The organism is Marinicella meishanensis, from assembly GCF_019931145.1.
Classification (GTDB): Bacteria; Pseudomonadota; Gammaproteobacteria; order Xanthomonadales; family Marinicellaceae; genus Marinicella; species Marinicella meishanensis.
In genome coordinates, this window is the sequence record NZ_JAIOUV010000005.1 from 199,151 (window position 1) to 214,236 (window position 15,086).

Sequence of the window (15,086 nt, forward strand, 5' to 3'; positions counted from 1 at the left end):
ATTTCACACATCCCCTCGAAAATTAACATTTTATTTGCTAAGTAATTGATTATGAATAATATGTTTTGCACAATGTCCTTTTTTCTACAATCATGCTATGGCAAAAAATGAGGTAAGACGGCTCATAATACTGAAGAATGCTGAGATAGAAGAATTGTTTTCACTCCCCTCTTTTAACCATTCGGATAGAGAAGAATTTTTTTCAATGGATGAAACAGTCAAAAAGTTCATCTATAGGCTAAATAGATTTGAAGCAAAAGTATATTTCTTATTGTTACTGGGCTATTTCAGAGCCAAGCCATTGATCCATGACTTTTCAGCATCTGAGGTCCAAGAGGATCTAAAGTATGTATTGAACAAATACTTTAATGGGAGGCAGCTAAAACAGTTTAAATTATCTCAACAATTCAGGATTCGATTGATGAACCGGCTGTTGGAACATCTTGGTTTCATTCGATACAAATCCGGAAAGCATAAATCTGAATTAATTAAACGCCTAAACCACACTGCGAAAATTCAAATCGAGCCAAGGTATATTTTGGATGACTGCATTTCGTTTTTCAGCCAGAATAGGATTGTGTTACCTGGTTACACCACTATTTTAGATTTGATAACTAATGTAATCTCCTCTGAAAGAATTCGCATCAATAAAATATTCAAAACTAGTTTGCCAAGTAATACAAAATCAACTTTGCTTGAAATTCTGAATTCAAAAGATAAGTTTACAGAGCTTTCAAGATTGAAAAAGTCCAGCGGTGATTTTTCTGTCAGCGAAATTAAGAGAGAGATTAAGACACAACAACGCATTCACCCTTTTTTCTCGGATCTTCAGGCAGTAATCAAAAAGTTAACACTATCACCTGCAAACCTTGAATACTATGCATCGATGGTGCGCATGAAAAGTGTCTATACATTGAAGCGACATGATGACAACCAAACAGTCCTCTACTTGATAGCATATTTGTATTTTAGATACCAGGAAGCCAATGATAATTTAATTACCGCTTTGGTTTATCTCTCTCGTAAACTTCATGAAGCATCTAAGAAACATGCAAAAAAGAAAGTTTTAGAAGACATCAACATCATAAGGAAGGAACTGAAAGCTGCCGGCGAACTACTGCAAATATACATAGATACTGACATAGACAATGAAGTTTCTTTTGGTAATATCAGAAAGAAAGCTTATAAGGTTTTATCAAAGAAAAAGATAGAAATTCTCAGTAACCATCTCAGAGATACTAACTATGATACCCATCATTATGAGTGGGAATTTATTGACCAAAATATTAAACAAGTTACCAAGACTATTCGCTCAATCTTCCTTGTTTTAAGCCTTGAATATGATCATATATCAAAAGAACTTGCTCTTGCCTTTGGCCAGGCTAAAAAAGAACTGCAGAAACAGGGCCAAATTCAATCAATCAATCCAAACCTTGTTAACAAGAATGAGCAGAAATTCATTGAAGGGCATGAAATTTCATCATGCAGATATGAATACTTTTTATACAGAAAAATTTATCAACTCTATTCCAAGAATTCGATTACAGTTAAAAACAGCATCAAGAATAAGAGCTTGTCTTCAGACCTTATCAATAAAGATAGTTGGGATAAGGAAAAGGACAACTATATCGAAAATGCCAATCAACCTGCCATTTCAACACACATATCTTTGACTCTTAAATCAAAGCTAGATCAGCTTGAGTCGAAGCTTAAATCATTCACCAATACAATAGCAATTGGGAATAACCAATACGTTGAATATCTCCCTGGTAAGCAGCAATTCAAATGGTCCATTCCTAACAAAAGATGGCAAGAGAGTATTGATAATCCAATATATAAACAAATTCAGCATCTTGGCATTGTTGAATTAATGTCTTTTGTAGTCCAAAACACCGAATTCCTTGATGCCTTTGAACATGCAACAATGTCTAAAGAAAAAGATGACCTTCTGAAAAATGATCTGATCGCATGTATCCTGGGAAATGGAACCAATTATGGTCTTTATAAGATGGCAAACATTTCAGACAGATCTATTGGTAGATTAAGACATGTGGAGGAAACATTTCTGAGAGCTTCCACACTGAAAGATGCGAATGACATGATCTCCAATGCCATAGCAGAACTGCCAATTTTTCATCACTACAACATCAATGACAACGACTTGTTTTCAAGTGTAGACGGTCAAAAGTTTGAATGTCGCATCAATACTTTTAAAGCACGCTACTCATCGAAAGATTTTTTTAAGGGTAAAGGCGTTTCTTCACTGACATTGGTTTCAAATTATGTTCCAGTTAATGCAATGATCAATGGGTCAAATGAGTATGAAGGTCACTTCGGATTTGACTTGCTATACAACAATACATCAGAAATTCAGCCCAATGTGTTGTCAACTGACACGCATGGAACAAACAACGTAAACTTTGCCATTCTGGATTTCTTTGGATACCAATTTGCACCAAGGTATGCGCGAGTTAAGAAATTATTTTTTGACTTATTTGTTGTAAGTGAGGATGACGACTCCAAACCAGTCATAAGCCTTAAAAATGAAATAAACGAATCCTTGATCGACAGTGAATGGAACAACATTCAACATATATTATGTTCACTGAGCGAAAAAACTGCTTCACAAAGCACTATCGTTAGAAAATTAAGTACTGGTAAAAACCGTACTCTCTCAGCCCTGCGTGAATATGACCGGTTGATCAAAGCGTTGTACATCTTAGAGTTTATTGATAGTAACGAGCTCAGACATTATGTCCAACAAGCTCTGAACAGAGGTGAGGCTTATCATCAGCTTCGTAGAGCCATTGCCTCAGTAAATGGAAATAAATTTCGTGGAGGTAATGATTACCAGGTGTCGTTATGGAACGATTGCGCAAGATTGATTTCCAACTGCATCATCTATTACAACTCAGCATTACTGTCCACTTTTCTCAAAATGAGCCAGGACCAAAACAAACCCGATCTGGTCAAATACATATCAATGCTTTCGCCTGTTGCCTGGCAACATATTAATCTGAATGGTGAATATTCATTTGATGAAAAACTTTCAATACTAAATTTAGAAGAAATGCTAAGTGCCATTGAATTATTTAGTGATTTGTAATTAATTGTTCTTGATATTGTGAAATCCATCACAATATTATGTGATTATATATTGCAGGAAAATCATATTGAAACAGAGCTACAACGAAGAAAAACTATTAACCATATTAGAAAATATCCAGCTTTCAGAAACTCTATATCAAAAAGCGAAGGACCGTTACTCAAATCTTCACGAGTCGTTAACCACCCCAGAATCAAATGTATCAGCCTATGCTCCTGATATTTTTCCTCAAGGTTCCTTTAGACTTGGAACTGCAATAAAACCATACAATAAAGGTGATGCATATGATATTGACTTAGGCTTGATTCTTACATCAGGTCTCAATAAGTCGAATATCACTCAGTGTGACTTAAGAAAAATTGTCAAAAAAGACCTAGAAAAATACGTTGAAAGCAATGGCATTAAAGAAGGTGTAAATCAAAAGAGAAGATGTCTAACAATTAATTATCAAGATGGTATTTCCTTTCATATGGATATTGTCCCAGGAATACCTCAAGACAAACAAAAAATGGCATATTTTCACGAGAGGATGCTACGAAATGAAGGAGGAGTTATTAATGAACAATTAGCTAATATCATTTCAGATAAAGCAATTGCCATTACAGATAATGAAAGTGACTCCTACGAAGAATATTCTGATGACTGGGAACCAAGTAATCCACAAGGTTATGCCAAATGGTTTGATGCAAGAATGTCATTAAATTCGAATGTAATTACTGAGTCTCTTACAAGAAATAAAGTTGCAACAGTTGAAGAATTAAAGCCGTACCAGTGGAATTCTCCACTTCAAAAGGCGATCATGCTTTTGAAGAGACATAGAGATGTGCAATATGCTGATGACGGAGTAAAGGAGTCTAAACCAATCTCAATTATAATAACAACTTTGGCAGCTATTTCTTATCAAGGTGAATCGACCGTGGAAGAAACTTTATTAAATATTTTGGATAAAATGGAAAGTTTCATTAACAATCATGCACCTTTGGTCCCAAATCCAGTAAACCCTGATGAGGACTTTGCGGATAAATGGTATTCAGAAAAACATAAAGATCTTGAGCTAGAATTAAATTTCCGGAGTTGGTTTAAAGATGCTCAAAGAGATTTCAGGTCGTTACTTGAGCAAGAAAATGAATTGCTATTTGAGTCATCTGTAAATAGGAAATTCAATATCAAAATAGCAAATTCTAAGTTGAAATCCTTAGGCTTGAAATCTGCTGCTCCAGTTACAGTTTCTACTCCCATTTCGGCAGATTCAGCACCATCTCATGCAAAAATAATAAGGTGAAGGAATCACTTAGATTAGATGATTTTCTTAAAGAACGATCTACTTTTGTAAGAAAAGTTCTTCCTGCGAATAGTAAATTCATTGAAGTTGAAGGGGAAATCTATTTCAATCGAGTAAAAGACGGATATCCTGAGTTATCTGGAAATTTCGAAATTAACATAAAAATTCCTCGATCGTATCCATACGCCTTACCTATCGTTAAAGAAATAAGTCAAAAAATTCCAAGAGAAGAAAGGTTTCATTTAAATTTCATAACAGACCCATTTACCAGAGTAAAAATATATCATAGCTGTTGTCTTGGGTCTGATTTGAGGATAAGGGCGTTAATAGCAAACGATCTTTCCTTAGAAAATTTCGTGTCTAAGGTCGTTGAGCCTTATCTATATTCTGTTTGCTATAAGATGAGAACGGGCAAGGATTTTCCAATCGGCGAATTAGCTCATTATGACGAGGGTTTAATTAAAGATTATATCGATCTGTTTGGTTTGCAAAATAGTAATCAACTAAAAAAAACACTTTTTTCACTTAAAGAAAAAAAACGGGTGGCAAACAAAAAGCCCTGCCCATGTGACTGTGGACTAAGGCTTGGTAAATGTGATTTTCATTTACACTTAAATACATTTAGGAAATTAATACCAAGAAGTCATTATCAAAGAATTAGTAAAGACCTTTTTGGAGAAAATAATTGATAAGAAAAATGTTGGAAAATATTGTTAATTATTACACAAGAGTTAAAGACCCTATTACTGTATGGTGTTCAAGAGTTTCAATTGTGTGTTTGTTATCAATATTAGGTGCAGCAATCTACAGCATTTCCGTTGAATATGAATCATTTAAGATAACTGCTAATTTTAATGACACATCTATAGTGGTCATTGTATTAACTAGTTTGTTATTTTTCATCTCAACCTACTATTTGGTTAAAAGGGTAAACCATCTTGAAAGTATTGTTGATGCTGTTTTGATTCATCAGTTTACAATGCCTGGTTTTAATACTGCTGGATTTGAAAAATTGTTAAATACAGAGTTCAACTTAAGAAGAATTAGAAAGATTTCGCTTGATAATGATTTAACGATTAATGGTGTATTTGATGGTTCTGGTCGATCTTACGTTCGAGATATTCTTTCTTTAATGCCCAGGTTGAAGGATAAAGAACTTGAAAATAAACAGTTGATTTATGGTGGTATTGCACTTCAACCTTTTTCATTTTTAGTGGGCCACATAATTTCAAATAAAGTTAATCTTAGAAAATTTGAATGGAATAAATCTGAAAATAATTGGTATGAAATTTCAGATTCAAGCTTTAACAATGAGGTGATTTTAATAGATGAAACTAATGATGTTAGTGATGAGTTAAGTATAGTAATAGCATCATCTGAAGATCCTATTAGCAGAAAAAATGATAATTATTTCAATAAAAATGGAATAGCTACATTTATGCTCAAGCAAAACAAATATGACAGCCTTAAATCTGCGAACCTTCAAAAGATTTTCATATCAAAAGTCATTGACTTTGTAAAAGCGAAAAGAAGAATAAATGAAATAAAGTTAGTCAAATTATCTTTTGCATGTCAAAACTCTTTTCCTCTTGAGCTTGGAAGGCATTGGACTCTTACGGAACTTCCGAGTGTTGAAGTATTAAATTTCAATGTGAATTCTAAAAAGCATGAATGGTCTGTGTTAATTAAGATTGGCGATGATCCTAAATTCATTGATCACCGTTAGGTTGAGATAATGAAATGTATCGATAATACGTAGCTCTTGAAATCTCAAGAGATTTGCAAATCTCTTTAACACTGAGAGATTTGTTTTTGTTCATTTCCTGTGCCATTCTCACTTTTGGATCACTGGCAGATTTTTTGGGTCTGCCTCCAAGCTTTCCTCTGGCCCTGGCAGCTCCTAAACCGGCTTTGGTTCTTTCTTGAATCAATCTGCGCTCAAATTGTGCCAGTGCAGAAAAAATATTAAACATCAATTCACCAGACGCTGTTGTAGTATCTATGGCACCATCCTGAATAGATTTAAAGCCAATGTCGTTTTCCAAAAGAGACTCAATCAGATTTACCAGGTGCGACATCGATCGTCCAAGCCGATCAAGTCGCCATACGATCAGAGTATCGCCAGGCTTTAGTTCCTTTAGACATCCATCCAAACCTGGTCTTGAGCTTTTGGCTCCAGATATCTTATCGGTAAAGATAAAACCTTCATTGCAGCCGGCTTTTTTCAGTGAATCAATTTGTAAATATAATTCCTGGTCATCAGTCGAAACTCTGGCGTAACCTATATTTCTACTCAATTTCTCAATAAACCATAAAACCAAAGGTATATGATACTTTAAATTATGAGATGTGTATATGAGACAAATAGAATTAACAATAGGGTCTTTCCATTAGTACAGGAGTCATGTATCAACAAACGAACGTTTTTTGATACACACATATAATCGGTTTATGAATCAGCAGTTGCAATCCTGCAGTGACTTGATGATGCCACAATCACTGACTTTCTGATTTGTTGAACATGTGGCAGTCAGAGACTCCAATTGATTTTTTAGTTTTTTGAGTTCTTTCATTTTCACGTTCACCTGCTGGATTTGGTCGTTGATCAATTCATCAACTTCTTCACAAATGGCATCAGGGTTATTCTTAAGCTCGATGATCCGTCTTATATCAACCAATGAAAGATCAAGATGTCTGCAATGTTTAATGAATTCAAGTTGATCGATTACCTTTGCATCATAAATTCTGAAATTGCCTTCAGTTCTTCCAGAGGATTTAATGAGGTTTTGAGTTTCGTAGTACCGAATGGTTTGTACTGGGAGATTGGTTTGTTTGGAGACTTGACCTATTTTCATAATAATTGTTGACTCTATACTTACTATAGATATTAAACTGCAATCTTGATAGTAACAAGCAAATTTCAATGTCAGATACTTGTGGTAACAATTGTAATTCTGAAAAACAAAGTGCAGACCAAATCACAGACACTCCTGATCATGGCCTGGTAAGTACTTTTAAGGTGACCAAGATGGATTGTCCTTCAGAAGAGAGAATGATTCGTATGGCCTTGGATAATTGCCAGTCTTTAAAAGCCATGGAATTTAATATCCCTGAACGGATTTTGAAGGTTTACCATGAGAAAGACATCGATAACATCAATCAGAAACTCAATAAATTGAACTTGGGATCAACGCTGCTAAAAACCCAACAAATAACTTCTGAAACCCTTTCTGAAATCGTTGACAAAGCCAATTCAGAGGATGCCAAGGAATTCAAAGTACTCATGTGGCTATTGATTATCAATGCTGCCATGTTTGTGGCTGAGTTTACTGTTGGCATAGTGGCTCAATCTACAGGCTTGATTGCTGACTCCCTAGATATGTTTGCAGATGCTGCGGTTTATGGCACTGCGATTTATGCAATTGGTAAAAGTGATGTGTTGAAATTAAAAGCAGCTCATTTATCTGGTTGGCTCCAAATATTGTTAGGTCTTGGTGCCTTGTTGGAAGTTATTCGGAGATTTATATATGGCAGCGAACCGGTTTCTGCGTTAATGATTTCAATGGGATTGGTTGCATTGATTGCTAACGTTGCATGCTTGATGCTTATCGCGAAGAAAAAAGATTCCGGGGCACACATGAAGGCCAGTTGGATTTTTTCAGCCAATGACGTGATTGCCAATGCTGGTGTGATTTTGGCGGGATTTCTCGTTTGGTTTACTGGTTCTGCACTGCCTGATTTATTGATAGGACTTGTTATAGTAGCTGTTGTATTGAATGGGGCACGACGGATCTTACAAATAAAATCATGAGCAAGATACTGCAACAATACTGAACGACTTGATACAATATGAGTCAAAACAACAATACGACAATTAGACATTTAGCTTTCATGCGTCACAAACCGCTCATCATTCTGCTTTTATTGGCTGTTTCATTTCAGTCAGTTTCTGCAGTGTCTGATGTTCACCAGTCTCACCAATCCGGTGTTGAGCATTTAGAGTTTGAGCACGATCATGATTTAGAGCCTGAAACAAAAACTGATGATGAGTCGAGTTCCTTTGATTGTCATCATTGTTGTCATTGTCATGGGGGACATGTGTCTTCCTTTTTACATCGAACCTTTAATCTGGTTTTTCAGAAGCTGGATCAATCCATTCACATATATGGACAGTCCTTTCAGAAGGGTGTCTCTTCCCGGCTATTAAGGCCACCGCAAGCCTGAATCTTTATTAATTAAAAGAACGATGTCTCGACACGGCTTTGTGTTGGTGACCTCATTGTATTTTTAAAGATTTAGGAAAACACATGAACATTAAAAATCAGAGCATGCCTTGGCGCATGTTCATCTGGTCGGGTGCCAGCAAATGGTTATTTGCGATTTCGCTGATGGTATCAAGTCAACTTCTTGCCAATGATATCAATCTGGAAACAGCCATCAAACTGATGTCTGAACGCAATCCAACTCTTAAGGAGTTTGAAATTCGCAAGCGCATCCTTGGTGGAGCAAAAATAACAGCTGAATTAAATCCTGAATTGGAGGCTGGCATTGAAGTTGAAAACTTTGCCGGTACCAATCCATACAGTACATTCAGACAGTCTGAACTGACAGTGGCGCTGTCATCAGTGATCGAGCTGGGTGGTAAGAAAGAATCCAGGAATAACCTGGTATTAAAGCAGCATGAATTGCTTGATGCCCAAAGGAAAGTTCACTCTCTGGATCTCATTTCTGGATTGACCGAACTGTTTATTGAAACCCTCGCCACGCAAGAACGCATAAAGCTGGCCCATGAATCTGTCCAGTTAAACGAAGACATTTTTAAATCGGTTAAACGCAAAGCAAATGCAGGGGCGATCAGCGATGTGGAGGTTAAGCGATCTTTTGCAGCGCTAAAGCAGTCCCAAATAACACTCAAAACTGAACAACTAAAACTTGATCGGCAAAGGGTTAATTTAAGCCTACTTTGGGCAGTTAAAACCCCAAGCTTTGATCAGCTTTCAGGGTCGCTTTTTAATTTCGGTCATATCAAAGACTTAGAACTGGTCATGAGCAACTTGGAACAGTCAAGCCTGATTGCTGTGCTGGCTGCAAATCAGCGCATGGCTGAGTCACAATTGCAAATCGCTCAAGCTGAGTCAAAGGCTGATATAAGCTGGTCATTTGGGATTCGCAGGATAGAAGAAAGCAATGACAATGCATTAACCGCTGGGTTTTCTATTCCACTTTTTAAGAAGAAAAGAAATGAGGGCGCACTGATTGAGGCAGCAGCTGAAATTGAAGCTCTGAAGACAAAACAAAACATCGCTCTGCTTGAACTATTTGGTCAGGTCAATGGGTTGTATTCACTGAGAACATCAGCACTTGAGCGTTATTCGGTTCTTGAGGGTAAAGTCATTCCAGCGCTATCAGAAGCACTTTCTTTGACCACGGCAGCCTATTTGGATGGCAGGTATGGTTATCTGGAATATTCGGCTGCACGATCAGAGTTGATTCAATCGAAAAAGGCATTGATTGACACTGCCGAAAGCATTTTGAAATATGGTGTTCAGCTGGAACGAATCACGGCTGAATCTGTTTATGTTGACCACACAAATAATCAAGGAGCAGGTTTATGAAATCAGTAACAATTAAAGTATTATTGTTTGTTTCCTCTCTTTTAGGATCATGGAATTCTATTGCTTCTGGCGACCATGATGAACATGAAGAAAACGAGAAAAAAGTCATTATCACTGATGCGATTGCAGATCAATCCATGATCAAGACCGAGATTGTCGGGCCTGGGGTGATTAATGAGCAATTAAAGGTGTACGGCAAAACGGTCAATGATCCAAGCCAGGTCAGTCACATCAGGGCCAGATTCCCTGGAACTGTAGAATCAGTTAACGTCCAGATTGGAGACGTGGTTAAGTCTGGAAACACGCTGGCGCACATTGAGTCCAATGAGAGCCTGAAAAGATATCCTGTTAAAGCATTGATGTCTGGTGTGATTGTTGCCAGGCATGCAAATCCTGGTGAAATGGCGCTTGATCAAGTATTGTTTACGGTGGCTGATTTTGAAAAAATCTGGGCCGAATTCCAGGTTTTCCCCGGTCAACTCAATCAAATCAAAAGTGGACAACAAGTTACCATTACCGGAGCCGGTCAATCAGTCATTTCAAAAATTGAACACATCATTCCATCCCAAAATGAAAAGCCATATTCACTGGCCAGGGTTCTGATTGATAATCAATCAGGTGGGTGGACCACAGGTTTGCTGGTTTCCGGCAATGTGAACATCAAAAGTACAGATGCGGCATTGGTGGTGAATTCTCAAGCCATTCAATTAGTTGATGGTAAGCCCATGGTGTTTGTTAAAAATGGATCTGAATACACGGCACATGCAATTGAAGTGGGTCGATCTGACGGTCAATTGACTGAAGTCTTGTCAGGCCTTGAAATTGGCGATGAATATGTGACACAAAACAGTTATTTATTAAAAGCTGATTTGGAAAAAGCCGGTGCATCACACGATCACTGAAGGAGGATGACATGATTGAATCAATTATCAAAGCCTCCATCAAAAGGCGGGTGCTGGTGATGGCTGGGGTGTTTGTATTAATAGGATCAGGCATTTGGAATTTTCAAAAGCTTCCGATTGATGCAGTTCCTGATATCACCAATGTCCTGGTCCAAATCAATACGGAGGCCCCCGGATACTCACCTTTGGAGTCAGAACAGCGAATTACCTATCCTGTTGAGACCGCTTTGGCAGGAACTCCCAACTTATCTTACACCAGGTCATTATCTCGATATGGGCTGTCTCAAGTCACTGTTGTGTTTGAGGAAGGGACTGATTTGTATTTTGCCAGAAGCTTGATCAATGAGCGATTGGGAGCCATCAAGAGTCTGTTGCCTGATGGACTGGAGCCTCAGATGGGGCCAGTGGCCACAGGGCTAGGCGAAATTTTTATGTACACCGTTGAAGCCGAAGCTGGGTACTTGCAAAAAGATGGCACCCAATTTGATGCCACTGAATTACGAGAGATTCAGGATTGGATCATCAAACCCCAGCTGTCATTGGTTCCGGGTGTTACTGAAGTTAATAGCATTGGTGGATTTAACAAGCAATACCATGTCAACCCAAGCCCTGAAAAGATGCTGAGCTTTGAAATTTCATTTGAAGACATCAACCAAGCTCTGACATTAAATAACGCAAATGTGGGCGCAGGCTATGTTGAGACCAATGGGCAACAAATCCTCATCAGATCTCCAGGGCAACTCAAAACGATCGAAGACATCGAAAACGTGGTGGTTAAGAACATTGGCCATGCACCGATTAAAATCAAAGACATCGCTGAGGTTGGGATTGGCAAAGAACTGCGCACCGGTGCGGCCACTCAAGGTGGTGTAGAAACCGTTTTGGGTACTGCCATGATGCTTGTTGGCGAAAACTCAAGAGCGGTTGCTCAAGCAGTGGCAGAAAAGCTTGAAGAGATCAAAAAAACCTTACCTGAAGGGGTGGTGATTGATTCAGTTTATGACCGCACCACACTGGTTGATAAAGCCATTTGGACGGTACAGAAGAACCTCACAGAAGGTGCTCTGCTGGTCATAGTGATACTGTTTCTTTTATTGGGGAACTTCAGGGCGGCATTGATCACAGCTGCTGTGATTCCACTGGCCATGCTGGCCACCATCAGTGGCATGGTCGAGTCCGGTGTTTCAGCGAACCTGATGAGTTTAGGGGCCTTGGATTTTGGTTTGATCGTAGATGGTGCTGTGATCATCATAGAAAATTCCATCAGAAGACTTGCTAAGGCTCAAAAAGACCAGGGTGTGCTGTCATTGAAGCAACGATTGGACGTTGTGTTCAGTGCAACCAATGAAGTCATCAGACCCAGTTTATTTGGCGTAATCATCATCACTGTGGTTTACATCCCTTTGTTTTCATTGACTGGCGTTGAAGGCAAAATGTTTCACCCGATGGCTTCAACCGTGGTGATGGCATTGTTATCAGCACTCGTGCTTTCATTCACTTTTATACCGGCAGCCATCGCATTGTTTATGACCGGCAAAGTCAGCGAGAAAGAAAGTGTCATCATCCGTGGGGCTAAGTCGATTTATCAACCAATGCTTGAAACAGCATTGAAGCTCAGGTGGTTGGTCCTGGCATGTGCATTGATACTGGTTGGTTTTGCCGGCTGGCTTTCAACCAAGTTGGGGTCAGAGTTCATACCTGAACTCAATGAAGGTGATATTGCCATGCATGCCATGAGAATTCCTGGCACAGGTCTTGAGCAAGCGATTCAAATGCAAAAAGTGTTGGAAGAGAAGATTCTTGAATTTCCTCAAGTTGCGAAAGTATTTGCCAAAATTGGCACACCTGAGGTTGCCACAGATCCTATGCCACCGAATGTTGCAGATAATTTCATCATGCTTAAACCAAGGGACCAATGGCCAGACCCGTCGTTAACCCAAACTGAATTGGTGAAGCAAATTGAGGAAGCTGTGAATCAGTTGCCTGGCAACAATTATGAGTTCACCCAGCCCATTCAAATGCGTTTTAATGAACTCATCTCAGGCGTCAGGGCAGACTTGGGCATCAAGGTGTTTGGTGATGATTTAGACCAACTGCTTAAATCCAGCAACGAAATCCTTGAGGTGATTGAACAAATCGAAGGCGTGGCTGATGCCCGGGTAGAGCAAGTCACGGGATTGCCCATGTTATCTGTGAAGCCAAACAGAGTGGCATTGTCTCGATATGGCATCAATGTAGCCGACGTGCAGCATGTCATCACCACAGCCATTGGTGGTCAAAATGCAGGAATCATATATGAAGGTGATCGACGTTTTGAAATCAAGATTCGGCTGGATGAAAGTCTCCGGAGTGACCTTAACAGATTATCTGAACTTCCAGTTCCTTTGGTTGATGGCAGTTACGTACCCTTAAGTGAAGTGGCAGTCATCTCACTGGCGCCTGCACCTAATCAAGTCAGTAGAGAAAATGGTAAGCGACGTGTGGTTGTCACTGCCAATGTGCGTGAAAGGGACTTAGGCTCATTTGTTGACGAGGCAAAACTTAAAATTTCAACAGATGTGAAATTGCCCGCTGGCTACTGGTTGGATTATGGTGGAACCTTCGAGCAATTAGAATCAGCATCAAAACGATTGTCAATTGTGGTTCCCATCACTTTAACGATCATATTTGGGTTACTTATCATGGCATTCAGTTCAGTCAAAGATGCCTTAATCATCTTCACAGGTGTCCCGTTGGCACTGACAGGTGGGGTGATTTCGTTGTGGCTCAGAGGCATGCCGTTTTCCATTTCAGCAGGCGTCGGCTTTATCGCTTTATCCGGTGTTGCTGTTCTTAATGGATTGGTCATGTTGTCATTCATACGTGAATTACTGAAAAAAACCGGAGATCTTTATCATTCAGTGGTGAACGGTGCAATGACTCGATTGAGGCCTGTTTTGATGACTGCATTGGTAGCCAGTTTGGGATTTGTGCCCATGGCGCTAAATACAGGGACCGGAGCAGAGGTTCAGCGGCCTTTGGCTACAGTGGTCATTGGTGGGATCATTTCATCGACAGTTTTGACATTGTTCGTTTTGCCCATTTTATACAAGCTGGTTAACCGAAATAGATAGGTATGGCACCCTCATACTTGGCTTGATTCCATTGGTTTTAAGCCAAGTATGAAATTCGCTTGACTCTATAGTTACTATAGGCATTAACATCTTAGCTTATTATCAATTGAGAGATGAAAATGAACGCAATACCAGATAGACGCACAGGGAAATTTGAGGATCAATATAAGCATTTAACTCAAAAAACACCCATCCTGGATTATGGAAACAAACTCATCCAAAAACTTATTGTAGAGCGTGGATGGAACAAATTAACAGACCATGAAAAGATTGGTGCGGCATATGATTATGTACGCAATGAAATTTTATTCGGGTATAACAAAGGTGATGACATATCTGCCAGCCAGGTTCTTGAAGATGGTTACGGCCAATGTAACACCAAAGGAAATCTGTTGATGGCCTTACTCAGAGGTTTAGGCGTACCATGTCGTTTTCATGGCTTTACTATTGACCAAAAGTTGCAAAAAGGAGCCATTCCAGGATACATATTCTGGCTGGCACCAAAATACATCATTCATAGTTGGGTTGAAGTACTCCATAGAGGACAATGGGTAAATTTAGAAGGCTTCATTTTGGATAAAGCATACCTGAATTCAATTAAGGCAAAGTTTCCTGATGTAAATGGTTCTTTTTGCGGATTTGGTGTAGCGACTAAATGTCTGTCTAGCCCGGAAGTTGAATGGATGGGCAAAGACACCTACATTCAAAAAGAGGGTATACATGATGACTATGGTGTTTACGATTCACCAGATGACTTCTATACGGAAAAAGGAACCAACTTATCTGGTGTAAAAAAATGGCTTTATGAACGCTTCATCCGACATTTAATAAACAGTAATGTATCAAAGCTTAGGAAAAAGAGCCATGGTGCTGGTCCTGGGTGATTATAAACGGCACCATCTTGTTAATTTACCATTCATAATCAATCATTTAGTAAACAATATGTGAATTTTCGAGGGAATGTGTGAAATTGAGATCGATTGTGTAGAAAAAAACAGATTTAATAGACTGGTTTTGGGCTGAGTTTGATGAATAATATCGCTGAAACAATGAATAAATGTATGAATT

At 38.8% G+C, this 15,086-nt stretch carries 12 protein-coding genes; 10 read left to right on the plus strand and 2 right to left on the minus strand.

Features of this window, described 5'->3' with window-relative positions:
• Window positions 1-97 precede the first annotated feature (97 nt).
• The 4 genes from K7G70_RS10285 (at window position 98) to K7G70_RS10300 (ending at window position 6,114) form a co-directional block, all read left to right on the plus strand.
• The gene (locus tag K7G70_RS10285; protein WP_223788554.1) at window positions 98-3,106 is read left to right on the plus strand and encodes a Tn3 family transposase; all 3,009 of its coding nucleotides are present in this window, start codon (window positions 98-100) and stop codon (window positions 3,104-3,106) included.
• Window positions 3,107-3,173: 67 nt separating this feature from the next.
• A complete protein-coding gene (locus K7G70_RS10290) occupies window positions 3,174-4,388 on the plus strand; it encodes a nucleotidyltransferase domain-containing protein (RefSeq protein ID WP_223788555.1) in 1,215 nt (404 codons plus the stop codon).
• Window positions 4,385-5,077, plus strand: coding sequence for a hypothetical protein (locus tag K7G70_RS10295; protein WP_223788556.1), 693 nt, complete (start codon window positions 4,385-4,387; stop codon window positions 5,075-5,077). Before K7G70_RS10290 ends, K7G70_RS10295 begins: the two co-directional genes overlap by 4 nt.
• Entirely contained in the window at window positions 5,074-6,114 is a 1,041-nt protein-coding gene (locus tag K7G70_RS10300) for an SAVED domain-containing protein (RefSeq protein WP_223788557.1), read from the plus strand. Before K7G70_RS10295 ends, K7G70_RS10300 begins: the two co-directional genes overlap by 4 nt.
• Here the strand turns inward: K7G70_RS10300 and K7G70_RS10305 are convergent.
• Window positions 6,098-6,685 carry a recombinase family protein gene (locus tag K7G70_RS10305; protein ID WP_223788558.1) on the minus strand — a complete coding sequence of 196 codons (588 nt, stop codon included), beginning with the start codon at window positions 6,683-6,685 and terminating at the stop codon, window positions 6,098-6,100. The two genes, K7G70_RS10300 and K7G70_RS10305, sit on opposite strands and share 17 nt — an antisense overlap.
• Window positions 6,686-6,844: 159 nt before the next feature.
• Window positions 6,845-7,243, minus strand: coding sequence for a Cd(II)/Pb(II)-responsive transcriptional regulator (locus K7G70_RS10310; protein ID WP_223788559.1), 399 nt, complete (start codon window positions 7,241-7,243; stop codon window positions 6,845-6,847).
• Window positions 7,244-7,311: 68 nt separating this feature from the next.
• On the opposite strand from K7G70_RS10310, the gene K7G70_RS10315 reads away from it, so the two are divergent.
• The 6 genes from K7G70_RS10315 (at window position 7,312) to K7G70_RS10340 (ending at window position 14,902) form a co-directional block, all read left to right on the plus strand.
• The gene (locus K7G70_RS10315) at window positions 7,312-8,199 is read left to right on the plus strand and encodes a cation efflux transmembrane domain-containing protein (RefSeq protein ID WP_223788560.1); all 888 of its coding nucleotides are present in this window, start codon (window positions 7,312-7,314) and stop codon (window positions 8,197-8,199) included.
• A 38-nt stretch (window positions 8,200-8,237) separates the two neighbouring features.
• Window positions 8,238-8,612, plus strand: a complete 375-nt coding sequence (locus K7G70_RS10320; protein WP_223788561.1) for a hypothetical protein — start codon at window positions 8,238-8,240, stop codon at window positions 8,610-8,612.
• An 83-nt stretch (window positions 8,613-8,695) separates the two neighbouring features.
• Window positions 8,696-10,003, plus strand: coding sequence for a TolC family protein (locus tag K7G70_RS10325; RefSeq protein ID WP_223788562.1), 1,308 nt, complete (start codon window positions 8,696-8,698; stop codon window positions 10,001-10,003).
• Window positions 10,000-10,905: an efflux RND transporter periplasmic adaptor subunit gene (locus K7G70_RS10330; protein WP_223788563.1), complete on the plus strand. Its 906-nt coding sequence runs from the start codon at window positions 10,000-10,002 to the stop codon at window positions 10,903-10,905. The genes K7G70_RS10325 and K7G70_RS10330 overlap by 4 nt, the downstream gene beginning before the upstream one ends.
• 11 nt (window positions 10,906-10,916) lie before the next feature.
• Window positions 10,917-14,018 carry an efflux RND transporter permease subunit gene (locus K7G70_RS10335; RefSeq protein ID WP_223788564.1) on the plus strand — a complete coding sequence of 1,034 codons (3,102 nt, stop codon included), beginning with the start codon at window positions 10,917-10,919 and terminating at the stop codon, window positions 14,016-14,018.
• A 119-nt stretch (window positions 14,019-14,137) separates the two neighbouring features.
• The gene (locus K7G70_RS10340) at window positions 14,138-14,902 is read left to right on the plus strand and encodes a transglutaminase-like domain-containing protein (RefSeq protein ID WP_223788565.1); all 765 of its coding nucleotides are present in this window, start codon (window positions 14,138-14,140) and stop codon (window positions 14,900-14,902) included.
• Window positions 14,903-15,086 lie beyond the last annotated feature (184 nt).

Excerpts from the sequence above, each read along its gene's own strand:
- K7G70_RS10325 (WP_223788562.1), top strand. The coding sequence starts at position 8,696 with ATGAACATTAAAAATCAGAGCATGCCTTGGCGCATGTTCATCTGGTCG.
- K7G70_RS10340 (WP_223788565.1), top strand. The coding sequence starts at position 14,138 with ATGAACGCAATACCAGATAGACGCACAGGGAAATTTGAGGATCAATAT.
- K7G70_RS10315 (WP_223788560.1), top strand. The coding sequence starts at position 7,312 with ATGTCAGATACTTGTGGTAACAATTGTAATTCTGAAAAACAAAGTGCA.
- K7G70_RS10335 (WP_223788564.1), top strand. The coding sequence starts at position 10,917 with ATGATTGAATCAATTATCAAAGCCTCCATCAAAAGGCGGGTGCTGGTG.
- K7G70_RS10285 (WP_223788554.1), top strand. The coding sequence starts at position 98 with ATGGCAAAAAATGAGGTAAGACGGCTCATAATACTGAAGAATGCTGAG.
- K7G70_RS10320 (WP_223788561.1), top strand. The coding sequence starts at position 8,238 with ATGAGTCAAAACAACAATACGACAATTAGACATTTAGCTTTCATGCGT.
- K7G70_RS10310 (WP_223788559.1), bottom strand. The coding sequence starts at position 7,243 with ATGAAAATAGGTCAAGTCTCCAAACAAACCAATCTCCCAGTACAAACC.
- K7G70_RS10330 (WP_223788563.1), top strand. The coding sequence starts at position 10,000 with ATGAAATCAGTAACAATTAAAGTATTATTGTTTGTTTCCTCTCTTTTA.